The sequence below is a fragment of the Longimicrobiaceae bacterium genome, from assembly GCA_035936415.1.
Taxonomy (GTDB): Bacteria; Gemmatimonadota; Gemmatimonadetes; order Longimicrobiales; family Longimicrobiaceae; genus JAFAYN01.
Genome location: DASYWD010000579.1, coordinates 1 through 25,838 on the forward strand (window position 1 = coordinate 1; position 25,838 = coordinate 25,838).

A 25,838-nucleotide genomic window follows, 5' to 3' on the forward strand; every position below is an offset into this window, starting at 1 on the left:
GGTCGCGGTCGTGCCCGAGCACCCGGACGCCGAGGCGGGCCAGGTCGCGGGCGAGGGAGCCGCCGACCAGCCCCAGGCCGAGCACGGCGGCGGTGTCCGGCGGCGAGCCGCTCACTCCGCTTCCACCTGGGCGCGCCGCGACAGCCCGATCAGATGCCAGAAGAGGGTGCGCATCTCCTCGTCCACGAGCCCCGCCTCGCGGGCGAGGGCGCCCGCGGCCCGGACGACCGCCGCCTCACGCGCGGGGTCCAGCGTCGGAAGGCCGGCGGCGCGTTTCGCCCTCCCCACCTCCCGCGCGAGCCTCACCCGCTCCGCCACCAGGGCGATGATCTCCCGGTCGATCCGCCCGATCTCCTCGCGGAGCCGTGGCAGATCGGGCCCGCCGGAATCGTTGCTCGCCGCGGGGCTCATGCCGCCTCTCGTGCCGTGTCATGGCCGGTCTCCGGGAGCGTGCGCCCGGCCGCCGCGGCGAAGGGACGCAGCGCCCGCATCAGCTCCGCGAACGCGCGCGGGCCGAGCGACTGGTCCCCGTCCGAGAGCGCCTTCTCCGGGCACGGGTGGACTTCCACGATCAGGCCGTCGGCCCCCGCCGCCACGGCCGCGAACGCCAGCGGGGCCACCATGTCGGCCCGCCCCGCGGCGTGGCTGGGGTCCACGAGGACGGGGAGGTGCGTCTCCGCCTTGAGGACCGGGATGGCCGCCACGTCCAGGGTGTTGCGCGTGGCCGTCTCGAAGGTGCGGATCCCGCGCTCGCAGAGGATCACGTCGTGGTTCCCCTGCGACATCACGTACTCCGCCGCCATGAGCAGCTCCGTGACGGTGGCGGAGAGCCCCCGCTTCAGCAGGATGGGACGCTGCACCCGGCCCAGCTCCGAGAGCAGGGCGAAGTTCTGCATGTTTCGCGCGCCCACCTGCAGAACGTCGGCGTGCTCCGCCACCAGCTCCACCTGCCGGGTGTCCATCACCTCGGTGACGGTCGGGAGGCCGGTGCGCGCGCGCACCTCGGCCAGGAGGCGGAGCGCGGCCTCCCCCAGCCCCTGGAAGGCGTAGGGCGAGGTGCGCGGCTTGAAGGCGCCTCCCCGCAGCATCCCCGCCCCGGCGGCGAGGACCGCGTCCGCGGTCTCGTCCAGCATCTCGCGCCCCTCTACCGAGCAGGGGCCGGCGATCACCGCCAGCTCCCGGCCGCCGACGGAGGCACCGGGACGGTCCCCGACGCGGATGACGCTGGAGGCGGCCGCGAACTCGCGCGCGGCGAGCTTGTAGGGCTTCTGCACGGGCGTGACCGACTCCACCCCGGGGAGGACGCGCAGGGCGGCCTGGGAGAGCGCGGTCTCGTCGCCAATGCACCCCACCACCACGCGGAGCTCGCCGCGGGAGATGTGCGTGCGGAGCCCGTACGCCTCCACCCGCTCGCGGATGCCGTCGAGCTCGGCGTTGGTGATGTCGGGACGGGTGACGATAATCATGCGGCCTCCATTCTGCGCTCGGCGTCCTTGACGGCCTGGAAGAGCTGCTCGAACGAGTCCACCACGAACAGCACGTCCTGGAAGCGGTCGATCTCGAAGTGCTGGTCCATCACCGCGTCCAGGTCGAAGGGGCGGCGGTCGCAGCGGGGGCCCAGCGCGTTGGCGGCGTCGCCGATGGAGGAGATCAGGCCGCTCCCGTACACCTTTGTCCGCCCCTCCTCGTGCACCAGCCCGAACTCCACCGTGAACCAGAAGAGCCGGGCCATGCGCGTCATCTCCTCCTCGCTCCGCGCGCGGCTCGCCACCTGGCCGAACAGCTGAAGGAAGTCGGCGAAGACCGGGTCGGCGTGCAGCGGGACGTGCCCGAACACGTCGTGGAAGATGTCCGGCTCCGGCAGGTACTCCAGCTGCTCGCGCGGCCGTACGATGATGGTGGTGGGGAACATCCGCTGCGCGAGGCACGCGAAGAAGTCGCGCGCCGGGATGAAGCCGCCCACTGCAACGGAGCGCCACCCGGTGCGGGCGGACAGCCGACGGTTCACGTCCGCCAGGTCGGGGACGATGTCGCGCCGCAGCCCGATCGCCTCGGCGCCCTCCAGGAAGACGCGGCTCCCGGTCTCGCGCAGCTCCTTCATGCGGCGCTCGTACAGGATCCCCCAGGTGCCGTGCTCCTCCGGGGTGTAGGCGTCCCAGTGCTGCTCGATGAAGATGGACGGCTCGGTGGCAACGGATCCGGTCATGCTGGCCTCCTGGAAGACAGGTGAAGAGCCCACGAGCGACCGCGGGCGGGGACCCCGGGGCCGTGTCCGTTGGCAACGGTCCGCGGCATGAAAACGCTCTTGTGGTGTGTGTCGCAAAATATCCGCATGGCTCGGCTACTGTAGGCCCTTTCGTGCCAGAAGTCAAGCATGCCCTCACTGCGATCCTCGGAAAGGCGCATCGGTCGTGGACGGGTACGGGTAAAACAAAAAGGCGGCCCGTGGAGTTCACGGGCCGCCTGGTGCGGTGCGGAGCTGCCTGTCGTCGCGCGTCAGCCGCGCATGCGCCTCCACCGCCGGCCCGGATCACGGGGGGCGGGATAATAAAGGCCGGCGACGAGGCAGGTGCGCGTGTTCATGGACTGGAGGCTAGCGGCTGCGGGCCGCCCCGTCAAGGCCTTCGGCCGCACGGAGGTGACCGGCCGCGACGGCCTGCTCCACCACCTCCAGGACGACCGGCCAGAGCGCCGGGGCGCCCACGCGGATGGGGTCCATGCGGCGGAGCACCTGCTCCCGCGCGATCCCGTGCGCCCGCCAGCTCCCCCCGCCGGAGTGGAGGTTCTGGAGGAGGGGCTGGAGGCGGTCGAGCGCGACGGCGAAGCGCGCCTCGGGGGTCGTTCCCTCCTCGAACTCCTCCCAGAGAGAGCGCAGCTCCTCCGCCTGCCCGGCGGGGAGGAGGCCGAAGACGCGCTCCGCGGCGAGCCGCTCCCGCTCCTCCTTCCCCACGTTGGCCGCGGCGTCGTAGCAGAAGGCGTCCCCGGCGTCGATCTCCACGAGGTCGTGCACCAGCACCATCTTCATGGTCCGGGCGACGTCCACCGGCTCCCCGGCGTGCTCGGCCAGGAGGGCGGCCATGAGCGCCAGGTGCCACGAGTGCTCGGCGCTGTTCTCCTGCCGCGAGGCGTCGGTCAGCAGCGTCTGCCGGAGCACGGTCTTGAGCCGGTCGATCTCCACCACGAAACGGAGCTGCCGGGCGATGCGGCCGGTGTCTTCGGGTCCGTTCATATGTGCCTGCACTGTCTGCACGGGGTGCGGCTCACGCGGCGGCCTCCCGCAGCGTGTCGAGCAGCGCCGCCACGTCGGCGGCGTCGTTGTAGACGTTGGGCGCCACGCGCAGCGAGGCGCCCCGCACGGAGACGGCGACCCGCCTGCGCGCCAGGGCCTCCTGCACGCGCGCCAGCTCCACGCCGGCGGGGGCGCGGAGCCCGAAGAGGTGGGCGCCCCGCCAGCGCTCGTCCTCCACGCCGTAGCCCAGGGCGCGCGCCTCCTCCACCAGCTCGGCCGTGAGCGCGCGGCAGTACGCCTGGATCCCCTCCGGGGTCCACTCCAGGAGCTGGTCCAGCGCGGCGGAGAGCATGGGGAGGAGGACGGGGTTCGAGCGCTCCCCCACGTCGTAGCGCAGCGCCCCGGGCTGGTACGCGTCCCGGTAGCGGACCAGCCCGGCGAAGTCCTCGCTCCCCTCCCGGCTGATCCAGTTCTCCTCCAGCGGCGCCCCGTCCAGGTAGCGCGGTCCGAACCAGGCCACCCCCATGCCGTAGGGCCCCATCAGCCACTTGTACGAGGCGCACACCAGCGCGTCGGGCCGGACCCTCTGCATGTCGAAGGGGAGGGCGCCCACCGACTGGGTGCCGTCCACCACCAGCGCCGCCCCCACCTCGCGGGCGCGCTCGCCCACGGCCTCCAGGTCGAAGCGGGTGCCGTCCGCCCAGTGCACGTTCCCCAGCGCCACCAGCGCGGTCCCGGCGTCGATCGCCTCCAGCAGCCGCGCGTTCCACCGCTCGCCCCGCCGCTCCGCGCCCTCCGGCGGGGCGACCGCGCGCACCTCGGCGCCGCTCTCCGCGGCGAGCCGGCGCCACGGGTAGACGTTGCTGGGGAACTGCTCGTGCGCCACCACCACGTTCTGGCCGGCGCGCAGCGGGGTGTTCCGCGCCACGACCGCCATCCCGTACGACACCGCCGGGACGAGGGCGACCTGCCGCGGGTCGGGGGCGTTCACCAGGCGGGCGAAGCGCTCCCGCACCCCCTCCGCCCCGGCGAAGAAGTCCGCCGGGCCGATGGAGGTGGGGTCGCGCCGCAGCCGGATCCCGGCGATCCCCGCCTCCTCCACGCGCACTGAGAGCGGGCCCATGTAGGCGCAGTTCAGGTAGTGCAGCCCCTCGGGGAGGGAGAACCGGGTCTTCTGGCAGGTGAGCATGGCGACATGATAGCCCCCCGCGCGGCGGCTGTCACGGCCGGGCGGGGCCGTGGATGTGTCGCGCGGGCGGTCGGGGGCGGGGGTAGTCTCCGGAAAAAGCCAAACTCGCTACGCTCGGACACAAGGCTTTTTCCTCCGACCACCCCCACCCCCTCCCTGCGGCCACCTCCGCGAGGGTGCCGAACGGCAGTTGAAGTGCTCCCCCTTTCTCCCGCTTGCGGGGGAGAGGGGGCCGGGGGGTGAGGGGGCCGCAGCCGGGGGCACGCCCGAACCCAGCCGTTCAACCGAGCACGGAGGCCCCGTTCACCAGCGGGATCACCTCCTCCGCGAACCGCTCCATCTCCTCGTGCTGCGGGGAAAACTGCAGCAGCAGCAGGTCCAGCCCGGCGCGCTCGAACTCCAGGATCCGCTCCGCCACCTGCTCGGGGGTGCCCACCAGCCCGGAGCGCAGGCCGCGGTTGGAGACGGAGTAGTCTTCCAGCGAGACGCGCTGCTCCAGCTGCGTGTTGTCGATCCAGTCCCGGTAGTTGGCGAACCCCTTGGCGCTCTGCCGCACGTCGGTGATCCGCTCCACCTCGCGCGCCGCCTCCGCCTCCGTGGGGCGCACCACCGCGTACCCCGCCGCCCCGAAGCGCATGGGGGGCAGCTCCAGGCGCTCCCGGCGCTCGCGCATGTCCGCCACCTTGGCGCCGATGGTCTCCGGCGGGTCGCCGTGGGTGAGCCAGGCGTCGCACTTGCGCGAGATGAGGTCCTTGGCGGCGGGGGACTCGCCCCCGGCGTACAGGACGGGGCGGGGCTTCCGCGCGGGCTTGGGCTCCAGGATGGCCTCGTCCACCGAGTAGTACTTCCCCTCGTACGAGAAGACGGGCTCCTTCCACATCCCGTCCACCACGTCCAGCCACTCGGAGGTGCGGGCGTAGCGGTCGTCGTGCTGGTCGAAGTGGACCCCGTACTTCTTCGCCTCCGTGGCCCACCAGGAGGAGACCACGTTCAGCGCCAGCCGCCCGCCGGAGATGCGGTCGATGCTGGCGGCCTGCTTGGCGAGCAGCGCGGGGGAGTGGAAGGTGGGGCGGACGGCGGTCATGATCTCCAGCCGCTCGGTCACCGCCGCGAGCGCCGCGGTGGTGCTCCACGCGTCCAGCGACGGGGCGTCCACCCCCTTGATGTCGTTCAGGTTCAGCTCGGCGACCAGGGTCAGGTCGAAGCCGATCCGCTCACTGCGCTGCGCCAGGCGGCGGACGTAGTCCCAGCTCGCCTCCATCCCCTCGTCCTCGACGTTGCGGAGCCACCCGCCGAAGACCGGGAGCCAGTATCCGAAGCGCATCAGGCCGCCTCCTTCCCGGCCGCGGAGCGCGCGAGCGCCGCGGCGGCCTCGCGCTCCAGGTAGTCGGCCAGCCGCGCGAACGGGTCGAAGCCCACCACGTTGGGCGCGTCCGCCACGAAGTTGGAGAGCGCGTTGACGTCGTAGTAGTAGAGCCGCCCGTCGCGGGCGTCGACCATGTACTCGATCCCGCCCACCTCGATCCCGGCGGCGGCCATGATCCGCTCCACCTCGGCGCGGACCTGGGCGGGGGGCTCATACCCCTCCACGCGCAGCCCGCGCTTCGGCGCGTCCACCGCGCAGATCGCGGCGTCCAGCTCCACGCCGTCCACGCGCTGGCAGACGTCGGCGGGGCACAGGTCGAAGGAGTTGCCGGGGGTGTAGATGCGGATCCCGTACAGGTACTCGCCCCCGAGCACCTCCACCCGCACGATGCGGCTCTCCTCCTGGGGGATGAACTCCTGTACCAGCCCCACCGAGTCGATCCCCAGCTCCAGGCCGCCCTCGGCCGCGGCGCGTAGCTCCTCCGGCGAGTCGAAGCGGCGCACCCCCGCCCCGCTCCCGCCGATGTTGGGCTTCACCGCCACCGGGAAGCGCAGCCCCTCGGCGGCGGCGGGCGCCTCGGAGGGGTGGTCGATCACGCGGGCCTTCGGGTAGGGGAGCCCCAGCTCCTCCAGCAGGGCGAGCTGCCGCGCCTTGGAGGTCTCGGTGACGAAGGCGTCGTACCCGTTCACCACCCGCACGCCGTGGCGCTTCAGGTGATCCAGCCACGACAGCGTGTAGAAGATGGCGTTCCCGCCGCCGCGGAGGTACGCGGAGGGGCTCATCCGGTTGAAGACCAGCGAGTAGGGCGGCACCTCCGCGGGGTCGTAGCGGTGGCTGCCGGCGTGGAGCTTCACGTACGGCGTGCCGCGGCGGTCCAGCTCCGCGAAGAGCGGGCGGAACCAGTCGGGGTGCTCGTAGAACACGGCGATGGGGCGCTCGGGCGTGATCGGCATGCGGCGCGTTCCTTTCGGGTGCCTGGTGTGTCGCGGGCCCGGCTCGGCGCACCTCGCGCTGCCGGCGGTCCCGCGGTACGAAAGAGCCCGGCCCTCTCGCGGGAGAGGGCCGGGCTCGGAGACTGCTGCGAGTCTCGCTCTGCTTACACGTCCACCTGGTCCGTGCATGCGCGCCCAGCCGCTTCTCCCGCGGGAGAACCGGTGTGACACATGTACATGCAGCAGGTGGAGCGGAGCGTGCGCATCGGCTCGCGGTGAAAATCGTTTCAGTTCTGAGCTACTGCAGGACGATAACCGCGCGTGGCGGGGTGGTCAAGCCCCTGCGTCGTCCAGCGGCAGCCGGTATGCCCGGACGAGCTCGGCCCCGGGGGGTTGGAAGTCGTGCTCCGGGGCGCGGACGAAGCCCATGCGCTCGTACATCCGCATCGCCACCTTCAGGCTCTCCGAGGTGTGCAGGCCGAGCTCCCGGGCGCCCGACGCCCGGGCCCGGCGCACGCACTCGCGCACGAGCGCCGCGCCCACGCCATCCCCGCGCGCCTGGGGTGCCACGGCCAGCAGGCGCAGCTCCGGCCAGGGGACCGCGTCCACGCCGCCGCCGTACGCGCTCTTCGCCGGGGCGAAGAGCATGACGCTGCCCACCAGCCTTCCGTGCCGCTCCGCCACGATGCGCTCGGCGCCCTCCTCCGCGGCCAGCGCCCGGCGCAGCGCCTGCTCCAGCCCCCGCCAGGCGGTGGGTGCCATCACCTCCGCGAACTCCGCGTACGCCGCCAGGGTGAGGTCGTGGATGGCCTCGCGCTCGTCCGGCCGCGCGTCGCGGATGGTCAGGTCGTCCGCTCCCGCCATCAGGCGAGGCGCTCGCGGCCGTGCGGGGCGTCCCAGTCCACGAGGGGGCCCACGGGGACGATGCGCGCGGGGTTCAGGCGGTCGTGCGTCACGTAGTAGTGGCGCTTGATGTGGTCGAAGCTCACCGTCTCGCCGAAGCCGGAGCGCTGGTACAGGTCGCGGGCGTACCCCCAGAGGGCGGGATAGTCCACCAGGCGGCGCAGGTTGCACTTGAAGTGCCCCACGTACACCGCGTCGAAGCGCACCAGCGTGGTGAACAGGCGGACGTCCGCCTCCGTGAGCTGCCCCCCGACCAGGTAGCGCTCCCCGGCGAGCCGCGCTTCCAGCCAGTCGAGCCGCGCGAAGAGCGTGCTCACCGCCTCCTCGTACGCCTCCTGCCGGGTGGCGAAGCCGGCCCGGTAGACGCCGTTGTTCACGTCCTCGTAGACCAGCGCGTTGACCTCGTCGATCCGGTCGCGGAGGGGCTCCGGGTACAGGTCGGGCGCGCCCGGCCGGTGGAACGCCCGGAACTCGGTCTCGAAGTCGAGGGTGATGTCGGGGTAGTTGTTCGTCACCAGCCGCCCGGTGACGCGGTCCCAGATGCAGGGCACCGTGTAGCGCCCGGTGTAGCCCGGGTCGGTGCGGAGGTACGCCTCGGAAAGGAAGCGGAAGCCGCACACCGGGTCCGGGCCGTGCCCCTCGCCTTCGCGGAAGGCCCACCCACGCTCGTCGCGGATGGGGTCCACCACGGACATGGAGACCACGTCCTCCAGCCCGAGCAGCTTCCGCACGATGATCGCCCGGTGCGCCCACGGGCAGGCCAGCGAGACGTACAGGTGGTAGCGCCCCGGCTCGGCCGGGAACCCGGACGAGCCGTCGGCGGTGATCCGGTCCCGGATGGTGTACGCCTGCCGGACGAAGCGGCCGTCCGCGCTGGTCTCGGAGGGAAGCTGCGCGTGGGTGCTCATCCGTTCAGGTGGGGTTGGGCGCGCCCTCGACCCGGTGCGTGTAGCCGTACCGCACCCGGTCGCGCACCTCGGACCAGTCTCCGTACCGCTCCCTCCCCACCTGCTCCCAGGCCCGCTCCACCTCGGCCTCCACCTGATCGAACGGCTTGCTCTGGTACTCCGGGTTGTGGCCGGCCAGGTGCCCGAACTGGTACGCCGGGCGGGCGCGCTCGTAGTCCCGCACGCCGGCCGCGCCCCCGGTCTCGTGGTGCTGCCGCCAGGCGCGGTCCTCCGGCTCGCCCCAGGAACCGGACGCCTGCTGGGCGTCGGGCGTGGACCACCACGACCCCAGCGTCTGCAGCGCCGATCCGAAGACGTTCGCCGCGGCGTTCATCGCCATGTCGTTCGCCCGGCCGGCGGCCTTCCCCAGCGCCCCCCCGACCGCCTCGCCGATCTGCTCGAACGGCCCCCTGTCCCTGTCCTGCGCCATGCGATCCTCCTTGTGCAGAGTTCCTCCCCGCCGGCCCGGGTCGGCGTGGAGGGGTGCACGGCGGCAAGGAGCGGGCCGGAGGAGGAGGCGGGGCTCAGCCCCCGTCGGAGAGGAGCTCGGCGAGCATCCGGCTGCGGTGGTTCAGGAACTCGCGCGTGACGAAGTAGTGCTCCGTCTCCTCGTACTCCACGCGGCGGATCCCGCCCTCGTCGAGCAGGAGGATGTCCGCCCCCGGGTAGCCCAGGAGGATGGGCGAGTGCGTCGCGACCAGGAACTGGCTCTGCTGCCGGACGAGGTCGTGCATGCGCAGCAGCACCGAGAGCTGGCGGCTGGGCGAGAGCGCGGCCTCGGGCTCGTCCAGGAGGTAGAACCCTCCCCCGTAGAACCGGTCCATGAACAGGGCCAGGAAGGACTCCCCGTGCGACTGCTCGTGCAGCGAGCGGCCGCCGTAGGCGCTCTCCACCCCGAGCCGGTCCACCTCCGTCGCCACGTTGTAGAAGCTCTCCGCGCGAAGGAAGAAGCCGTCGGCCGCCCTCCGGTGGCCGCGCACCAGGCGCAGGTACTCGTGGAGGACGGAGTGGGAGGGCTGCGTGGCGAAGAGGTGGTTGCGGCTCCCCCCCTCCGGGTTGAAACCCCACGCCGCGGCGACGGCTTCCAGGAGGGTCGACTTCCCCGAGCCGTTCTCTCCCACGAGGAAGGTCACGGGCGCGGTGAACGTCAGCTCCTCCAGCTCCCGCACCGCCGGAAGGTGGAAGGGATACTCCTCGAACGAGGGCACCTCCTCCCGCTGCAGGTGCAGCGCGCGGAGGTAGATCGCATAGGGCGAGGTGAGCGGGTCCATGCAGAGCAGGAGGCGAGGGGAGCGGGCGCACCCGGAGGATTCTACGCCGGAACAGATCTAACCCGGGCACGGTGCGTCCGCCACACCTCCCCGCCGCGGCGGGCGCGCATGTTGCGGCGGCTTGCCCGCCCAACTCTTTGCCTGGAGGGAACCATGGCACGCTACGACAGGGACGCCCGCAACCGGGTCTGGTACGGCGGCGGTGGACTGGACGACGGGGACTCGGACGTGGAGTTCGGCTACAGCGCCGGGGGCTTCGGGCGCGGCAACCGCGGAGGCCGGAGCGAGCCGCGCGGACGGGGCGGGTGGCGCGAGGGCCGGGGCGCGGGATCGGACCTCGAGTTCGGGAACTGGGGCGAGCGCAGCGGTCTGACCGGGCGGGGGCGAGGGGGCTACGACCGTGGGTACCGCGGCGGGCCCGGTCCGGGGCAGGCCCGGTACGGCGGCGATTTCGGCCAGGGGGGGCGCGGAGGCCGGTCGCGCCTCACGGGGATGGAGAGCAATCGCTACCGTGGCGTATACGACAGCGGCTTCCGACCCCGCCAGGGGGACCTGGACGACTCACACGGAGGGTACCGCGGAACCGGACGGAACCGCGGGGGCGGGATGAACCCCGGCAGAAGGGGCGGGTGGTAGACGCGGGTGGCGCCTACACCTGCCGGGGCGGCATGTCGTGGTGCTCCCGGCTCAGCTCGGCGTTCACGACGCCGCCGGTGAGGACGGCGATCCCGCTCAGCCAGAGCCAGAGGAGCGCGGCCAGCATGGCGCCGACCACCTGCGCACCCGCGGCCACCGCTGCGTCGGCGTCCCGGATCTGCGGGCTGTCGACGCCGGTGGTCTCCAGGTACACGCGGAACCCCACCGCCACCAGGACCAGGGCGGCCATCCCGAAGAGGGCGCCGGGGATGCACTGTCTCCACGTGTTCCGCACGTTCGGCCCGACCCGGTAGAGCACGGCCAGGAAGCCGGTCGCGATGACGAACACCGTCGGCCAGCGGGCGATCGCCCAGGCCACCTCGAACGCCGCGCCCCAGCCGAGCCGCTCCGCGATCGCCCTCCCGCCGCCGAGCAGGGGCCCGACGACGACCATGCCGAGCACCGTGGTCGCGGTGACGATCGCGCCGAGCGCGAAGAGGAAGCCGAGCGTCCAGAGAGCCACGACCCCCCGCCGCTCCTCGACGCAGTAGGCCTGGTCCAGCGTGTGGATCGCGGAGCGGAAGACCCGGCTGGCGAGGAAGAGGGAGACCAGGAACCCGCCGATGGCGAACCCGGCGCGCTCCTGCTGGAGAAGTCCCCGCACCATCGGGGCGACCACGTCGCGGGTGACCTCGGTGCTGAACACCGCATCCAGCGACAGGACGACCGCGGCCTCCACCTGCTCCACCGCCTCCGGTCCCGTGATCCGCTCCAGGAAGCCGAGGCTCGCCCCGAGCGCACCGATCAGCGGAAAGACGGAGAGCAGGGCGTAGTACGTCATCTCGGCCGCCAGCCCCATTACCCGCACGTCGAGAAAGCTCCGTACGATGCGGACGAGGAGCAGGGTGAGCCGGGTCTCACCGATCCGGAGCGGGTGCTCGCGCGCCCACCGCTCCGCGCGCCCGAAGAAGCCGCCGGTCATTCCGCCGCCCGCAGCGCTTTCGTTCGGTTGCGCGGGCCGGCTGGAATTCGCCTTGCATATATGTCATAACGGACATAAGTTCGAGCATGAGCCCGACAGACAAGCCGCTGATCTGGCTGCACGGCGAGGTGAAGAGTCCACCGTTTTCGGCCGCCGCTCGGATCGAAGCTGGCGTCCTGCTCCGACGCCTGCAGAGGGGTGAGGTTCTCTCGCTCCCCCACTCGCGCCCGATGCCCGGGATCGGCCCACGCTGCCATGAACTCCGCATCGTAGACGAGAACAGGACCTGGCGCATCGTCTACCGCGCCGATGCAGATGCGATCATCCTCGCGGACGTCTTCCAGAAGACGACTCGACAGACGCCCAAGCACGTGATCGAGATCTGCCGGCGCAGACTGCGGCAGTACGACGACCTGACCCGAGGAGGATAGCATGGACGAGAGCAAGCGCAAGCGCCTGGAGCAGGTGGGCTGGAGTGTGGGCTCCGCCCAGGACTTCCTCGGTCTCTCGGAGGAAGAGGCTGCCTTCGTGGAGTTGAAGCTCGCCCTGGCCCACAGTCTCCGGGAGCGCCGTACGGAACACGGGCTCAGCCAGACGGAGCTGGCCCGGCGGATCGGATCGAGCCAGTCACGCGTGGCGAAGATGGAAGCGAGCGATCCGACGGTGTCTCTGGACCTGCTCGTGCGGGGACTGCTCGCAACCGGTGCGACCCGGAAGGACATCGCAGCGGCGATTGCCCCGAAGAAGCGCACGCGCGCAGCCTGACGCCTTCGAGGCTCGGGCGCGTGCGGCAGCGCTTTCGTCAGGCGAGCCGCCACTCGGCCAGGGAGGCGCGCGCATCCCCGCCGCTGACGTCGGGGACGACGGTCAGCTCGAGGACCCGGACCCCGGAGAGCTCGACCCGGTAGTCCTCCAGCTCGCTGGTTGCGCCCCCCGGGCTGAACGTCCACTGCTGGCGCACGATCTCGCGGGGCGGCTCCCCGTCCTCCGCGGACCAGCGCAGCACGAGCTCCTGGGTGCGCTCGGCGGAGGGCTCCACGAAGTGCAGCCGGATGCGCCGGAGCTGCCGGGGCGCATCGAAGAGGATCCGGATCGTCTGTGCACCGGGCCCCGCGGCACGCCACCCCGATCCCGGACCTGGCCGGAGCGCCGACTCCACGGGGTGCGCGGGATCTTCCGAGGTGATCTCGACCGTGGCCACCTGCTCCAGGTCGAGCCAGTCGTCCTCGGGAGTGGAGGCCGGTTCCGAAGACGGGGTGATGATGCGCTTGCGCATGCGTGTGCCTCCTGCGGGAAGGGAGCCTGCGAGCTGGGGAGGGCGTCCCGGCGCAGGGATCATCTCGTCCAGCCGGGGAGGTGCGGGCGCTTCCCCTCGTCCAGGGCCGAGGCTGCGACCGCTCGCGCTCCGAGGCGGGCCAGTCCCACGGTCAGGCCTGTCGCCACCGAGAACAGCACCGCGTCCGTCCACGAGCTGTCCTCCCTCAGCGGGTCGAGGGGGGGCTCGTCGTCGCGCGTGGCCTTCCACACGGCCCGGATTCCGCCCCGGACCACCACCGCGGCGAGGACGGCCGAACCGAGGCTGACGGCCCTCCACTTCTGTTCACGCGAGAGATTCACCGCTCCTCCCTGTTGCGGGTTTCGAATCTGCCCGGGTGCAGCAACATGGGTGCCGGGTTCGGTTTCTTCAGCTGGAACCGGTGTCCGGCGAGCCTGGCCGGCTCAGAAGCAGAAGCAGCTTCCACCGCCTCCGGTGTTCCCGAAGCGCGGGTTGACCACGTTGTTGAAGATTGAGCCGAACGTGTAGGACAGTCCCACCGAGCCGAAGTAGCGGTACGCGGTCTGGAGCTGCCGCTGCCGCAGGAGGATCTCCTCGATGGGCAGGTTCCCCGCCGGCAGGTACAGCTGATCGCGCACCCGGGCCGCGTTGCCGGAGACTCGGAACTGCAGCCCCTTGACGAGCCGGAGATTGACCCCGCCCCCGAGCTCGAGCCGGTTCTTGCTGAGGTCGTGGAAGAAATGGGCTGCTTCGGCCGAGGTGTTGATCGAGCCCCAGGGCTGCTTCACGTCGTAGGAGACCCTCAGGGTCTGGTCGAAGCGCATCTCCTCGGTTTCCCCGAAGATGGTGAGCTCCTCGTAGTCGAAGTGGTTCACCCCGGGCGAGTACTGCAGCGTGAGCTGCCGCTCGGACGACTGCGCGTAGGGGAAGACGTTGAACTCGATGGCTGGCGCGATCCGCACCGCGAGGTCCTGGTTCAGGAAGGTCGAAGACGTGGCCGACGCTCTACCCCCGGCAGACCAGTTCGCGCCCAGACTCCAGACCGCCAGGCCGCGCACGCCGTAGTTTCGCTGGATGTTCGTGATCGTCCGGCCGTCGCGCAGCTCGAAGCTCTGCTCGCTGTAGCGGTTGTTCACCCCCAGGTTGATCTTCAGCGCCTCCGTGGTGCGGTTCGCCGAGGCCGACCCGTTCAGGTTCATGCTGCTGTACGTCTGCTCCCCGTTGAAAAAGCCGTTCACGCCTACACTGAAGGTCCAGTAGTTCCACGGGTCGCGCACCGGTGCGGCGGGCGTGGCGGCCGCCGCCTTCTCGGCCGCGTATCCGATCTGGATCCGCTCTCCCGCGGGAGTGTCCACGGCGTAGGGCACGAGGCCCGCCTTCAGCACCCGCAGCAGCCCGCGGCGCACCTGGTCCTCGGAATCCGTCTGGCGCGACGTGTAGCGCAGCAGGTTGTCGCGTCCGGCGAATCGTCTCTGACCGATGAAGCGCAGGGTGAACTCCGTTCCGCCTCCGCCGGTCGGCTGGGTGGTGACCAGCACGTGCACGTCCGCGTCCTGCCGGTCCCGCATGTAGTCGACCCAGTCGATCTCCCGGCGGAAGAAGTCGAAGTCGCACAGAAAGCTGTTGCAGTCGAAGAAGACGCGCAGTGCGCCCTCCGCCGGGGCGGAAGCCGGCACCTGAGCGCGTGCCGTTCCGAGCGGCAGCAGCAGGCAGAGAGCGATCAGCAGAGCGAGCCTGGTCTTCATGGGGGGGTTGGCAGTAGAGGAAGGTAGCGGCCGGGAGCCGGCGACTAGCGCGGCGACACGTCCCGGGGGTTCGACGCGGGCCCGCATCCAGCGCCCTCGAGCTCGGGCGCGTGCGGCCGAAGTGCACTCTCTAGACGCCGCGACTGCGTCGTGGTCACCGCGCGTCACCCCAACGACCCGATCGCCAGCGGGGGATCCGCAGTGGAGCTCACTCCCTCGGCCGGAACTTCACCACCTCGTGGCGGTTGCGGAATGCGGCGAAGATCTCGTCGCGGTCGTTGACGGCGATCCCGAAGACGAGTCCGTCTCCGAAGGAGGCGAGCTGCCGGCCGTCCATGCCGAAGACGCGGATCCCGCTGCCGAGCTCGCCCACGTAGACCCGCCCCCGGCCGTCGACGGCGACGTGGGAGAACGACCCGGACCGCTGTCCACCGAATCGGTCGACGAAGCGTCCGGAGCGGTCCAGCCGGTACACCTCCCCGGTGTGCTGGTCCGTGACGAAGAGGTCGCCCGTGCCCGCCACCGCCACCCGGGCGGGCGAGGCGTCGTCGCCGATCGCCTCGCGGACGTCGATGGTCCGCAGCACCGAGCCGTCCCGGCCCAGGTGCACGATGTCGTGCGGCCAGGTCACCGCCCAGAACGTCCCGTCCGGGGCCAGCGCGATGTCGGAGTACGTGGCACGCCCCCCGCTGGCAAGCCTGCCGAGCGGCTGCCCCGTGGCTCCCTCGTAGCGGCGGACCTCTCCGGACTGCACCACGTAGACGGTGCCGCCGCGGTCCGCCTCCAGGTCCACCAGCGGCTTCTTCGGGTCCGCCGTCCACTGGGTGAGGAAGGTGCCGAGCGAGTCGAACACCTGCACCCGGCCTCCCGAGTACTCGGCCACGTAGATCCTCCCCTGCCCGTCCACCGCGACGCTGCGGGCGTCGGTGAAGCGGCCAGCGCCGACTCCCTCGCTCCCGAACCGGAGCACGGGCTCGGCGAACTGCGGCGGCTCGGGCATCGGCGGCGGCACCGGAGCGGCGGCGCGGGCCGGCACCGGCCAGTCGGGCGCGGGCGGGTCCCCGCCGGGCCGGATCGCCAGCAGCGCCACGCCGCCGACCACCAGCAGGATCACGGCGGCGCCGATGACCCACGTCACCGTCGCGGAAGGCGCGGCCCTGCCCCGCTGGCCTTCCAGGACGGACGCCTCGATACGGCCGGACCGCTCGGTCAGCAGGACGCCGGTCCCGCAGTAGGGGCACCGCGTGGTGGCCGCGTGCGTGTCGGGCACGTCGAGCGGCGCGGAGCAGGCGGGGCACTGGAGGCGTACGGGCATCGGCCGGCGGGTGGAGGGACGCGAGGGCGAGCGCTCACACCCACGGTAACGCGTGGAAACGGAGGATCCAACGACATTGTCGCGGGACCCCCGCGCCCGGCCTACCGCGCCCGCGCTTCCAACCACGCATCCACACCTAGAACACCACCATGTCCTGCGCCGTCAGCAGCATGTGCCTGTCGATGGTGGCCTCGTACCACTCCGCCCCTACCGCCTGAGCGCCACCCACAGCCGTCCGACGAGGAGGTGCCCCTGGCTGCTTGGCCTACTCCCCGGCGGGGCGACTGTCGGGTGAACACCACCATTGTACAAACCGACCAACCACGCGTCCCGCTGCTGGATCACCGCATTGTAGCGATGCATGGTCTCAAGCAGGTGCCGGTTCCGGTTCCTCTACGCTCGCATGCTGCCGGATCCGAGCATGCAGTCGATATCTACCATTCATCGCGCAGTTCATTCAAGCCTTCGCGATGAAGGAACGGCGAGACAGAGCCACGCAAAGCCTTATAGCTGTTATGTCTCACCGTACTAGAGCACAGAATGCATGCAGATTTTGCACGGGTGAGCGCGACGTAATGGAGGTTAGCCTCCTCGGGTTCTGATTCCCTCTTATACTTAGGGAGCACATGCTCGTAGAGGTCTAGATGAAACACGATATCGAATTCAAGTCCCTTCGCCTTGAAAATAGTCATAAGCTGGATCTCCTCGGAGAACGGAGGTATAAAGTAGGCCCAGGCGCCTGATTTTAGCATATCTGATAAGCGGGATGCTGCGCGGCTTGGAACTTTCCTTCCAGTGACAATCTCGGCAATGAGGATCATTAGCTCCAGCACGCGATCGATGTTGTATTCATCGAATGGAACGGCAACCTGCAACTCAGAAAGCAGATGAACGAGCTTTCGCTGCATCATCTTGGGGGCATTCGGGTCAACATACTCGTCAACAAAGCCCCGCCGTGTTTCTGTGCGGCTGAAAACCCAGTTGAGCAGGTTTTTGAACACGATGGACGCCGGGGTGTTGTCTTCGTCCAATATTGTGGAAACAGCATGGCGACAGGGAATCTGCAACACCCCCTTGACCAACTCTGCCGTCCGATTGTTGCGCACCAGAATTCCAATCTTATTCGGGTCGTCAACTCCAAACCGCTTCATTGCGGCCGGCACGGCGTGATTTAGCCATTCGCCGATGTCACGTTCGGAACCGTTCAGATGGGCGTGAAAAACCCGTCTCTCCTGGCCTGGCGGCACAACGTGTTCGACCGACAGGAACTTGGCAGCATAATGAGCAATCGCAGGATGACATCGATGGTTCACCGTCAGGCGATATGCCGAAAACCGATTGTCCTCTGCCAGTTCACGCAGAAAACGAGGATACTTATCTGCAAAAGAAAAGATTGACTGGTCAAGATCTCCGACAGCAATGCCGCGCAGGCCTGCCTCGGTCAACAACAAGAAGAACTCATGCTGCCATCGGCCGCAATCCTGATACTCGTCGATAACAATGTCACTGTACCTTGCGCAAATGTACTTTCGACACGCTAGAGAGTTACTAAGGATATAGCATGCTAGGTACCCGACTGCCTCGAGTACGATAATACCTTGTTTGTACAACTCGCCTAATTCGTCCTGATATGCCCGGAGGGCATCCGCATCCTCCAGATCAGGTCTGAAAGTTAGCGAATGAGGCACCTCGATTTCAGCAAATTTCGACACCGTCAAATCCCCGATTGGTCTGCCCCAGATCCGGCGTCCAAACGGAGCAACCACAGCAGTGATGAAGAAGCGGTCGACAGTACCGAAAAACGAGGCCTTCACCTCAACACCTCCCTGCCGGACGCGCTGACGGAGTTCCTGGCTTGCCTTGTTCGTGTAGGAGATCGCGATGACACCCTTGTGAGTCGGGAGTGTCTCCAATCTTGTCTGGATCAGGGCAGCAACCGTGGCGGTCTTGCCGCTCCCCGGGGCTGCAATGATAACACAATTGCCAGTTTCTTTCAGAACTTGGTTCTGCTCATCCGTGTAATTCATCCTTGCACAAGCTCTTGACAGTAAACCAATGGCGCGGCCAAGTGAGAGCCTGCTAGGTCCGCGAGGGTTTCGGCTTTCATTCGAAGGAACGAGAACATGAAGTTAGCTTTTGCCCCCTGCATCCTCCGCACGGCTGCATCGTGGGTCTGCGTGCGGGTGTATTCGAAAATGACGGGGGCATGGGCGGAGCATAGATCATTTTCCAGATCCTGCTGGGCGACAAAAACACCGTACTCGGCCAACAACGAGCGCATGGTCTCGGCGGCCCGTCGATTGGGGTCGGGAATTTGTTGTGGGTCATCGAAGCCTTGGAGAAGATCTAGATCGACAACGCGCCCGTGGTCAAAGTTCCTGCGATAGCGTTTTGCCAGCTCAAGCGCCCGCTCAATCCCAGCATAATGATAAGCATTAACGTTCGGGATTTTGAAGACATCGTTGTCTGTTCTGACAGAAAACGGAATGGAAAGTGCCGTTAGCAAGTTGCAGTACACATCAAACCCGACGCCGTCCACACTCAAGATGCTCACGTTCATCCGATCCAAATCAATACCGATGGCGCGCGCGAGGGCCCTGTAAAACAGCAGTTCGGAGGGCCCTTCAACCAGCAGGACTGCGCTCGCGAAAAAAGCTTCTGCCGGAAGTATGCTCATCCGGAAACCGAACCTCACGACTTCAGCCTGGATCAAGTCCGAGCACCCTGCTGCTGCAGCCACCGTTTCTAGGTCATTCTGGTATAACCGGATCAGGGATTCCGGAGGGAACTCTGAGGCGATTTGCGCGGAATGGGTTGTCAGGATCACCTGCGAGCCAAGGGTATTGGCGAGATACGCGGCCAACTTGCGCTGCTGGTGAGGGTGGAGATGCGCTTCCGGCTCCTCAATGCAGTAGACAGAGACTTCCTCCGGATCAGCCTGTTCGCCCGCGGCGATTTGATTACGTGCGGTCCACAGGGCCAACTGAATCTGGTTGTGCCTTCCATCTCCACCGACCGCAATTGTGCTGTTCTGAACGCGGGATAACAGTTCTAAGTTTTCTACGAACTCCGCGGAATCAGTTCCCCCAGTTCCAAAAACAAGTTGGTGACTGGCGTGCCGGTAGGAAAGCTTTGACAACTCCACGTTCAGGGTGTTCGTTGCGGATCCGACGTAGTTCAATTTCATAATTGCAGCATTTGCCTCTTTCAGGCGTTTGTCTACTTCCTTGAGGAGTTGCACATCCTCCTCTCTCTGATCCACCGTCCGAGCCTCTTTCGCTTCTTCCAATAGCGCCCGCCGCTCTCTTCGGATAAACCGCAGCAGATCCCTTTTGCCCTCCACTACCCGGAGGTTGAGGTACTTGAGATAAAACCGACCCGACAACGTTTCCAGTGCGTCTGCAGGACCAGCCTTAACCTCGTAGCGCTTTCGCTCGCTAACCGGGTCGCGTGAGGCCTCATAGACGAGGTGGAGGTCGCCTTCGTCAGTAAGATACTCGCCAAAACGCGAAACGAGGCAATCCTCCACGACATCTACTAGGTGGATGTCAATGCTGAACGTGTTAGTAGGTTGGTGCACATAGAAGTCCGAATCCCTCGGTTCTAGAGCCGATTCAGGGAGGGTTCGGTCCAGCAGTAGTCGTAACGCGTAAACCAGATTGGTCTTCCCCACATCGTTATAACCGATGACAAGGGATTTCTCATTGAAGTTGACGAAAGCATCTCGAAAGTTCCGGAATCCCTGGAGTCGAACAGAAGCAATTCTCATGGAAGCTATTTAGCAAGAAGAGCTGATATGAGGGTGAACGGCTCCAACGTACTCACTACGGACGGAACAGACAACATCCTCCCATAGCGAGGGACCACTGAAGTCACCCTTATCATTGCTTGCGTCGGCCGGCAACGAAGCTATAATCCCGACGCGACGGCACCGCGCACCCGCGACGCAAGCGCCGCCGCAGGTGCCGAACGTGTTCCACAGAATCTGGCATTACGCGGCGGGACTCACCCGTACCTCCTCGTACGGCGCCCCCTGTGCCGCAGCCAGGTCGTCCGCCCGGTTCATCTCCAGGCTTCCTCCAGAGCGGAGCGCAGGTTTGTCCAGCAGTTCCTCCCGGGTCGCGCCCTGGGACTTCACGCCGGGGACCTCCTCCTCGATCCGCCGACCCACTCCGCGTCCCTCTGCTGGACGACGGCAGTGTATCCATGCATGGTCTCAAGCAGGTGTAGGGTTTCCGTTCCTCCACGCTTGCAAGCCGCCGGCCGAAGCGGAAGCAGGTCCGCAGCCTACCGCACCCCCGCCTCCACCACCCCCGCCGCCAGCTCCCGCATCGATTCCCAGAACACCACCATGTCCTCCGCCGTCAGCGCAGGGGAGAGCGCCATCCAGCGGATCGCGCGGACGCCGCCCACCACCGTGGGCGAGATCCAGCTCCGCCCGTCGCGCACCACGGCGTCCACCACGCGGTCCTGCAGCGCGGGGAGCTCCTCCTCCGGCACGTCGGCGGGGCGGTAGCGGAAGCAGAGGATGTTCAGGTCCGGCTCCACCACGATCTCCCAGTCGGGATCCTCCTCCAGCCGCGCCACCAGCCACTCCGTGAGCGCCATGTGCCGGTCGATGGTGGCCTCGTACCACTCCGCCCCCAGCGCCTTGAGCGCCACCCACAGCTTCAGCGCGTCCATCCGCTTGCTCCCCACGATCCCCCAGCGGCGGAAGTCCGTGCGCTCGTCGTCGTCCGTGGGGATGTAGACCGCGTCGGTCGCGAAGGTGCGCGGCAGCGCCTCCGGGTCGCGGGTGAGCACGGCGCCCGCGGCGATGGGGAGGAAGAACCACTTGTGCGGGTCGAAGGTGATGGAGTCCGCCCGGTCCAGCCCCGCCAGCACGCCGCGGTGGGTGGACGACACCAGCGCCCCGCTCCCCCACGCCGCGTCCACGTGGTACCAGAGCCCCTCCTCCGCGGCGAGGTCGGCCAGCTCGGGGATGGGGTCGATGGAGCCGGAGCTGGTGGTCCCCGCGGTGGCGACCACCGCGAAGGGGCGCTTCCCCGCCGCGCGGTCCGCATGGATCTGCGCGCGGAGCGCCGCCACGTCGATCCGCGCCCGGCCGTCCACGGCCGCGGGGCGGAGCCCCTGCGTCCCCAGCCCCAGCGTCATGGCGGCCTTCTTGAACGAGAAGTGCGCCTCGGCGGAGACGTAGAACAGGGGCGGCTCCGGGAGCGCCTGCAGCCCGCCCTCCAGCGACTCCGGGAGCTGGTGCGCCATGGCCGTGCGCAGCGCGATCAGGTTCGCGACGCTCCCCCCGCTGCAGAAGGTCCCCGCGGCCTGCTCCGGGTAGCCTACCAGGTCGCAGAGCCAGCGGACCACCCGCTTCTCCACCGCCGTGCCCGTGGGCGAGTGAGACCACGCGCCCATGTTCTGGTTCAGCGCGGAGACGACCACCTCCGTGAACACCGCCGGCATCACCGGCGTGGGGTTCATCAGCCCGAAGTAGCGCGGGTGCGGGATCCGCAGCGCGTGGGGGACCACCTTCTCCCGCACCTCGGAGAAGGCCGCGTCGAAGCCCACGCCGCACCGGGGGAGCGGCTCGGCGAAGAGGGCGTCGCTCTCCGCCGGGGTGATCTCCGGGGTGATGGGCTGGGTCTCCAGGCCGCCGTAGAACTCGGCGACCCAGCGGGTGACCTGCTCGCCCATGCGGGCGATCTCGTCGGGATGCCACTGGTCTTGCATACGGCCGCGTCTCGCTCGGGTGGAAAGGAGCCACCAATGTAAACGCTTCGCGCCCGCCGGGCGAACCGATGCGCGGCCGGACGGGGGAGCATGCGGCGAGGAGGGCAGCGAGCCTAAAAGAGCCGGGGGGAGGCGGGCCCCAGCGCCAGGAGCAGCGACAGCGGCCGTCCCGAGTCGGGGTCGGTCGGCTCGTCCAGCTCCACCACCTGCAGCCCCGCCGCGCGCGCGGCGGCCACCCACGAGCCCACCGTGCGGAAGTACCATGGCATGGCCGCGGGAAAGGGGCAGGCGAAGCCGGCGAAGTCCTCGGTGCGCCACCCGTCGCGGTAGGGCGCGTCGCCGCAGGCGGTGAAGGGGTGCACCGTCTGGATCAGCAGCCGCCCGTCCGGCGCGAGCGCCGTCGCCAGGGCGCGGAGGAGCGGCGCGACCGTCTCGCCCAGCAGCGCGAAGTTGCAGACGACGGTGTCGTACGGGCCGCCGAGGCGCGCGGGGTCCGCCTCGACCTCGTCGTAGCGGAGCGTCCGGAAGTCGCCGCCGCCCGCGGCACGGGCGCGCTCCACCAGCTCGGCGCTCCCGTCGATCCCGGTCACCGCGAAGCCGTGCTCCGCGAGCGCCCGCGCCAGCCACCCCTCCCCGCACCCCACGTCCAGCACCCGCCGCCCCCCGGCCCGCGCCACTGCCTCCACGATGGCCGCGTCGGTGCCGGCCCGCCGCGAGGGAATGTGGCCCCCGCGCACCGCCTCCGTCCACGCGGCGGCGTTCCGGTCCCAGCTCTGCCGCAGGGCGCCCTCGTTCCCCCCGCTCACCCCACCGGCTCCCCGCCGACGGCGCCGAGAAAGGCGATCTCCGCCAGCGGCTTCCGCGTGCGCGGGCGGGCTTCCCGCTCCAGCAGGCGCTCGTCTTCCAGCGCGGCGTCGTACCGCCCCACCGCGACCACGGCCATGGGGCGGTGGTCCTCCGGGGCGTCGACCGCCGCACGCAGCGCCTCCGGGTCCCACCCGCCCATGGGGTGCGCCGCCAGGCCGAGCGCGGTGGCCTGCACCAGGAGGAAGCCGGTGGAGATCCCCAGGTCGTGCTCCGCCCAGGCGTTCCGGTCGCTCCCCTTCGCCCGGGTGGTCTTCGCCAGCGAGACGAGGAGCAGGGCGGCGCGCTTCGCCCAGGCGTTCCCGGGCTTCAGCGCCGCCTCCACCGCCGCGCGGCGGGGGTGCCCGCGGGGGACCACCACCCAGCGCGCCGGCTGCTCGTTCCCGGAGGACGGCGCCCAGCGCGCGGCGTCCAGCAGCGCGAGCAGCTCGTCCCGCCCGACCTCGTCCTCCGCGGCGAAGCGGGACGGGCTCCACCGCGCCGCGATGGCCGGGTGCAGGGGGACGGCGGTCTCCGCCGGGCGGGCGGGATAGGCGCCGGGGACGGCCTCCGCCTCGGCCGTCTCCGCGCTCACCCGAACCACTCCGGCTCGTTCCCCGGGCGCCACTTGATGTTGCAGCCGATGCTCGGCGCCTGCTCGGCGGGGACGGGGAGGTCCTCCAGCAGCGCCTCCATCGCCGCGCGGAGGTCCTGGCCGGTGACGGGGACGTCGTTGCTGGGCCGCGAGGCGTCGAACTGGCCGCGGTACACCAGCCGGCGCTCCTGGTCGAAGAGGAAGAAATCAGGCGTGCAGGCGGCTCGGTACGCCTTCGCGGTCTCCTGCGTCTCGTCCACCAGGTAGGGGAAGGGGTACCCCTCGGCGCCCATCCGCTCCGGGGCGTCGGCGGGGTAGCGCTCCGTGTCGTTGGCGTTGATCCCCACGAAGGCCACGCCCCTGGGCCGGTAGCGCGCCGCCACGTCGGCCAGCCCGGCGCGCACGTGCTTCACGAAGGGGCAGTGGTTGGACAGGAAGACGACGACCAGGGCCTTCGCGTCCCGGAAGTCGTCGAGCGAGACGGCGTTCCCCTCCGGGTCCGGGAGGGTGAAGGCGGGGGCGCGGGTCCCCAGCGGGAGCATGGTGGAGTGGACGGCGACCATCGCGGTTCTCGGTTCGGGTCGGAAGGGCGGACGAATCCGGGAGACCGCCGGGAAGATGCGTGCCTCCCCGCCGCCCCGGCTACTCCGTGAGGCGCTGGTGGGTCGCCGCCTCGTCCTTGACGTACACCGTCTTGACGTTGACGAACTCGCGGATCCCGAGGTCCGCCAGCTCCCGCCCGAACCCGGACTCCTTCACGCCGCCGAAGGGGAGGCGCGGGTCGGAGGCCACCATGGCGTTCACGAAGGTCATCCCCGCCTCGATCTCCTCCACGAAGCGCCGGCGCTCCCCCTCGTCGCGCGTCCAGACGCTGCTCCCCAGCCCGAAGACGGTGTCGTTCGCCAGGCGGATCGCCTCGTCGGCGTCGCGGACGCGGAAGAGCGTCGCCACCGGCCCGAACACCTCCTCGTGGTACGCCGGGGACTGCTCCGGGACGTCGGCGAGCACGGTGGGCTCGTAGTACCAGCCGGGGAGGTCCGGGATGCGCCCTCCCGACACCAGCCGCGCCCCCGCCTCCACCGAGGCGCGGACCTGCTCCGCCACCTCGTCGCGAATGCTCTCGGTCGCCAGCGGGCCGATCTGCGTCTCCGGGTCCAGCGGGTCGCCGATGCGCAGGGCGCGCATCTGCCCGGCGAAGCGCCGCTCGAACTCATCGTACACGTCGTCGTGCACGATGAAGCGCTTGGCGGCGATGCACGACTGCCCGTTGTTGATAGTGCGCGCCGTCACCGCGGTCGCCGCCGCCTTCTCCAGGTCGGCGCTGGGCATGACCACGAAGGGGTCGCTCCCGCCCAGCTCCAGCACGGCCTTCTTGAGCCGCTTCCCCGCCCGCTCCGCCACCGCGCTCCCCGCGGGAGTGCTCCCGGTGAGCGTCACCGCCCGGACGCGCGGGTCGTCCAGGATCCGCTCCACCCGGTCCGAGCCCACCAGCAGCGTCTGGAAGGCGCCCTCCGGGAAGCCGGCGCGCCGCAGCACGTCCTCGATGGCGAGGGCGCAGGCGGGGACGTTGGAGGCGTGCTTGAGCAGGCCCACGTTGCCCGCCATGAGCGCGGGCGCGGCGAAGCGGAAGACCTGCCAGAAGGGGAAGTTCCAGGGCATGACCGCCAGCACCGGCCCCAGCGGCTGGTACGCCACCCAGCTCCGCGTGGCGTCGGTCTCCACCTCCTCGTCCGCCAGGAAGCGCTCGGCGTGCTCGGCGTAGTAGCGGCACGCCCAGGCGCACTTCTCGGCCTCCGCGACCGCCGCCCCGATCGGCTTCCCCATCTCTTCCGTCATGATGGCGCCGAGCGGCTCCTTCTCCGCCTCCAGGATCTCCGCCGCGCGGGCCATCCACCGCGACCGCTCGGCGAACGAGGTCCGCCGGTACGCGCGGAACGTCCGGTCAGTGAGGCGGAGCCTGGCCTCCAGCTCGTCGTCCGTGAGCGCGTCGTAGGTGCGCAGGGTGTCCCCGGTGGCGGGGTTGATGCTCGCGATCGCCATCTTCGGTCGCTCCTCCCGTTTTCCGTTGCGATTTCCGTCCCGCGCTCCCGGCGGGCGCCGCTCCGCAGCAGGAACGGGGCCGGTCAGGCGCCGCCGCAGTGCGCGTCGATCCGGTTCAGGTAGTCGGTCCAGGGCCAGTTGGCGCCCGGGTCGGTGCGGTTGTGCGGCTGGAGCTGCCCATGGGCGACGACGTGGAAGCGGTCGCGGGGGATGCCGTGCCGGCGGGTCACGTCGCACACCAGCCGGGCGGAGGCCTCGATCTGCGCCGCCGGCCACGATGTCTGCGAGGCGTATCCCGCGTGCTCGACGCCGACCGTGAAGTCGTTGGACTGCACCCCGTTCAGCAGCGCGCAGTCGTGGCCGCCGTTGAGCGAGCAGTCGTACCGCGCGCCGATGTGCCACGCCCGCCGCGACTCGGGGACGAGCTGCGTGATCTCGCCGCCGTCCTCCCGCACCACGTAGTGCGCGCTCACCCCGGACTGCGGGTTGGCGAGCCAGCTCCAGCACCCGGCGTACGAGCCCTCGCAGGTGTGGATGATCACCATGTGCACCCGGCCGGTCTCGCCGGAGGGCCGGCTGTTGTGGCTGGACGAGGGACGCTGCACCGCGCCCGCGTACCCGTCCGGGTTCGTGGGGGCGGGACCGCATGGGTCCACCGCCGCCGAGCGGGACGCGCCCGCGGCGGTGGAGCGCCCCGGGAGCGACGGGAGCACGGCGTCGTGCACGTAGCTCTCCCGCCCCTCGGCCGAAGCGATCCCGCTGAACCGCGCCAGGGCGGGCGCCCACGCCGCGGGGTCCGCGCCCCCGACGCCCAGCTCGCGGGCGTGCTCGCGGATCAGGGC

Annotated in this window: 28 protein-coding genes; 3 read left to right on the forward strand and 25 right to left on the reverse strand. The window is 69.7% G+C overall.

From position 1 onward, the window contains the following. Window positions 1-111 precede the first annotated feature (111 nt). The 11 genes from VGR37_23075 to VGR37_23125 all read right to left on the reverse strand — a co-directional run bounded on the left by VGR37_23075 (window position 112) and on the right by VGR37_23125 (window position 9,837). Window positions 112-411 (reverse strand): chorismate mutase, encoded by a 300-nt coding sequence (locus VGR37_23075; GenBank protein HEV2150301.1) that lies wholly within the window; start codon window positions 409-411, stop codon window positions 112-114. Then, window positions 408-1,466, reverse strand: coding sequence for a 3-deoxy-7-phosphoheptulonate synthase (gene aroF / locus VGR37_23080; GenBank protein HEV2150302.1), 1,059 nt, complete (start codon window positions 1,464-1,466; stop codon window positions 408-410). Before aroF ends, VGR37_23075 begins: the two co-directional genes overlap by 4 nt. Continuing rightward, the gene (locus tag VGR37_23085; protein HEV2150303.1) at window positions 1,463-2,206 is read right to left on the reverse strand and encodes a phenylalanine 4-monooxygenase; all 744 of its coding nucleotides are present in this window, start codon (window positions 2,204-2,206) and stop codon (window positions 1,463-1,465) included. The genes aroF and VGR37_23085 overlap by 4 nt, the downstream gene beginning before the upstream one ends. A 387-nt stretch (window positions 2,207-2,593) precedes the next feature. Then, window positions 2,594-3,229, reverse strand: coding sequence for an HD domain-containing protein (locus VGR37_23090; protein ID HEV2150304.1), 636 nt, complete (start codon window positions 3,227-3,229; stop codon window positions 2,594-2,596). 31 nt (window positions 3,230-3,260) lie between these two features. Continuing rightward, window positions 3,261-4,418, reverse strand: coding sequence for an aminotransferase class V-fold PLP-dependent enzyme (locus VGR37_23095; protein ID HEV2150305.1), 1,158 nt, complete (start codon window positions 4,416-4,418; stop codon window positions 3,261-3,263). A gap of 280 nt (window positions 4,419-4,698) precedes the next feature. Further along, the gene (locus tag VGR37_23100) at window positions 4,699-5,742 is read right to left on the reverse strand and encodes an LLM class flavin-dependent oxidoreductase (GenBank protein HEV2150306.1); all 1,044 of its coding nucleotides are present in this window, start codon (window positions 5,740-5,742) and stop codon (window positions 4,699-4,701) included. Next, window positions 5,742-6,737, reverse strand: a complete 996-nt coding sequence (locus VGR37_23105; GenBank protein HEV2150307.1) for a hypothetical protein — start codon at window positions 6,735-6,737, stop codon at window positions 5,742-5,744. Before VGR37_23105 ends, VGR37_23100 begins: the two co-directional genes overlap by 1 nt. 312 nt (window positions 6,738-7,049) lie before the next feature. Next, window positions 7,050-7,580, reverse strand: coding sequence for a GNAT family N-acetyltransferase (locus VGR37_23110; protein HEV2150308.1), 531 nt, complete (start codon window positions 7,578-7,580; stop codon window positions 7,050-7,052). Next, entirely contained in the window at window positions 7,580-8,527 is a 948-nt protein-coding gene (locus tag VGR37_23115; protein HEV2150309.1) for a glutathione S-transferase family protein, read from the reverse strand. The genes VGR37_23110 and VGR37_23115 overlap by 1 nt, the downstream gene beginning before the upstream one ends. A gap of 4 nt (window positions 8,528-8,531) precedes the next feature. Continuing rightward, window positions 8,532-8,996, reverse strand: a complete 465-nt coding sequence (locus tag VGR37_23120) for a hypothetical protein (protein ID HEV2150310.1) — start codon at window positions 8,994-8,996, stop codon at window positions 8,532-8,534. 94 nt (window positions 8,997-9,090) lie between these two features. Beyond that, window positions 9,091-9,837 carry an AAA family ATPase gene (locus VGR37_23125; protein HEV2150311.1) on the reverse strand — a complete coding sequence of 249 codons (747 nt, stop codon included), beginning with the start codon at window positions 9,835-9,837 and terminating at the stop codon, window positions 9,091-9,093. A gap of 153 nt (window positions 9,838-9,990) precedes the next feature. On the opposite strand from VGR37_23125, the gene VGR37_23130 reads away from it, so the two are divergent. Beyond that, window positions 9,991-10,473: a hypothetical protein gene (locus VGR37_23130; protein ID HEV2150312.1), complete on the forward strand. Its 483-nt coding sequence runs from the start codon at window positions 9,991-9,993 to the stop codon at window positions 10,471-10,473. A gap of 13 nt (window positions 10,474-10,486) precedes the next feature. Here the strand turns inward: VGR37_23130 and VGR37_23135 are convergent, their stop codons facing one another. After that, a complete protein-coding gene (locus VGR37_23135; GenBank protein ID HEV2150313.1) occupies window positions 10,487-11,455 on the reverse strand; it encodes a YihY/virulence factor BrkB family protein in 969 nt (322 codons plus the stop codon). 86 nt (window positions 11,456-11,541) lie between these two features. Here VGR37_23135 and VGR37_23140 point away from each other — a divergent pair, with 86 nt between their 5' ends. Then, window positions 11,542-11,886: a type II toxin-antitoxin system RelE/ParE family toxin gene (locus VGR37_23140; GenBank protein HEV2150314.1), complete on the forward strand. Its 345-nt coding sequence runs from the start codon at window positions 11,542-11,544 to the stop codon at window positions 11,884-11,886. A gap of 1 nt (window position 11,887) precedes the next feature. Beyond that, window positions 11,888-12,220, forward strand: coding sequence for a helix-turn-helix domain-containing protein (locus VGR37_23145; GenBank protein HEV2150315.1), 333 nt, complete (start codon window positions 11,888-11,890; stop codon window positions 12,218-12,220). A gap of 37 nt (window positions 12,221-12,257) precedes the next feature. Here VGR37_23145 and VGR37_23150 read toward each other — a convergent pair whose 3' ends face one another. The 13 genes from VGR37_23150 to VGR37_23210 all read right to left on the reverse strand — a co-directional run. Next, on the reverse strand, window positions 12,258-12,731 hold the full coding sequence (locus VGR37_23150) for a hypothetical protein (protein HEV2150316.1): 474 nt from the start codon (window positions 12,729-12,731) through the stop codon (window positions 12,258-12,260). A gap of 59 nt (window positions 12,732-12,790) precedes the next feature. Further along, window positions 12,791-13,072 carry a DUF4235 domain-containing protein gene (locus tag VGR37_23155; protein ID HEV2150317.1) on the reverse strand — a complete coding sequence of 94 codons (282 nt, stop codon included), beginning with the start codon at window positions 13,070-13,072 and terminating at the stop codon, window positions 12,791-12,793. A gap of 102 nt (window positions 13,073-13,174) precedes the next feature. Beyond that, window positions 13,175-14,476 (reverse strand): hypothetical protein, encoded by a 1,302-nt coding sequence (locus tag VGR37_23160; protein HEV2150318.1) that lies wholly within the window; start codon window positions 14,474-14,476, stop codon window positions 13,175-13,177. A gap of 208 nt (window positions 14,477-14,684) precedes the next feature. After that, window positions 14,685-15,791, reverse strand: coding sequence for an NHL repeat-containing protein (locus tag VGR37_23165; protein ID HEV2150319.1), 1,107 nt, complete (start codon window positions 15,789-15,791; stop codon window positions 14,685-14,687). A gap of 434 nt (window positions 15,792-16,225) precedes the next feature. Beyond that, the gene (locus VGR37_23170) at window positions 16,226-17,818 is read right to left on the reverse strand and encodes an ATP-dependent helicase (protein HEV2150320.1); all 1,593 of its coding nucleotides are present in this window, start codon (window positions 17,816-17,818) and stop codon (window positions 16,226-16,228) included. Beyond that, window positions 17,815-19,560 carry an AAA family ATPase gene (locus VGR37_23175; GenBank protein HEV2150321.1) on the reverse strand — a complete coding sequence of 582 codons (1,746 nt, stop codon included), beginning with the start codon at window positions 19,558-19,560 and terminating at the stop codon, window positions 17,815-17,817. Before VGR37_23175 ends, VGR37_23170 begins: the two co-directional genes overlap by 4 nt. Window positions 19,561-19,782: 222 nt before the next feature. Beyond that, window positions 19,783-19,962 (reverse strand): hypothetical protein, encoded by a 180-nt coding sequence (locus VGR37_23180; protein HEV2150322.1) that lies wholly within the window; start codon window positions 19,960-19,962, stop codon window positions 19,783-19,785. A gap of 116 nt (window positions 19,963-20,078) precedes the next feature. Further along, window positions 20,079-21,518, reverse strand: coding sequence for an aspartate aminotransferase family protein (locus VGR37_23185; protein HEV2150323.1), 1,440 nt, complete (start codon window positions 21,516-21,518; stop codon window positions 20,079-20,081). A 113-nt stretch (window positions 21,519-21,631) separates the two neighbouring features. Then, window positions 21,632-22,324 (reverse strand): class I SAM-dependent methyltransferase, encoded by a 693-nt coding sequence (locus VGR37_23190; GenBank protein ID HEV2150324.1) that lies wholly within the window; start codon window positions 22,322-22,324, stop codon window positions 21,632-21,634. Next, complete coding sequence (locus VGR37_23195) at window positions 22,321-22,956, reverse strand: nitroreductase family protein (protein ID HEV2150325.1); 636 nt, start codon at window positions 22,954-22,956, stop codon at window positions 22,321-22,323. The genes VGR37_23190 and VGR37_23195 overlap by 4 nt, the downstream gene beginning before the upstream one ends. Continuing rightward, window positions 22,953-23,519, reverse strand: a complete 567-nt coding sequence (locus VGR37_23200; protein ID HEV2150326.1) for a thioredoxin family protein — start codon at window positions 23,517-23,519, stop codon at window positions 22,953-22,955. Before VGR37_23200 ends, VGR37_23195 begins: the two co-directional genes overlap by 4 nt. A gap of 79 nt (window positions 23,520-23,598) precedes the next feature. Beyond that, on the reverse strand, window positions 23,599-24,996 hold the full coding sequence (locus tag VGR37_23205) for an NADP-dependent succinic semialdehyde dehydrogenase (GenBank protein ID HEV2150327.1): 1,398 nt from the start codon (window positions 24,994-24,996) through the stop codon (window positions 23,599-23,601). An 83-nt stretch (window positions 24,997-25,079) separates the two neighbouring features. Next, window positions 25,080-25,838: N-acetylmuramoyl-L-alanine amidase (locus VGR37_23210; protein ID HEV2150328.1), on the reverse strand; the 759-nt coding region annotated here is incomplete at its 5' end.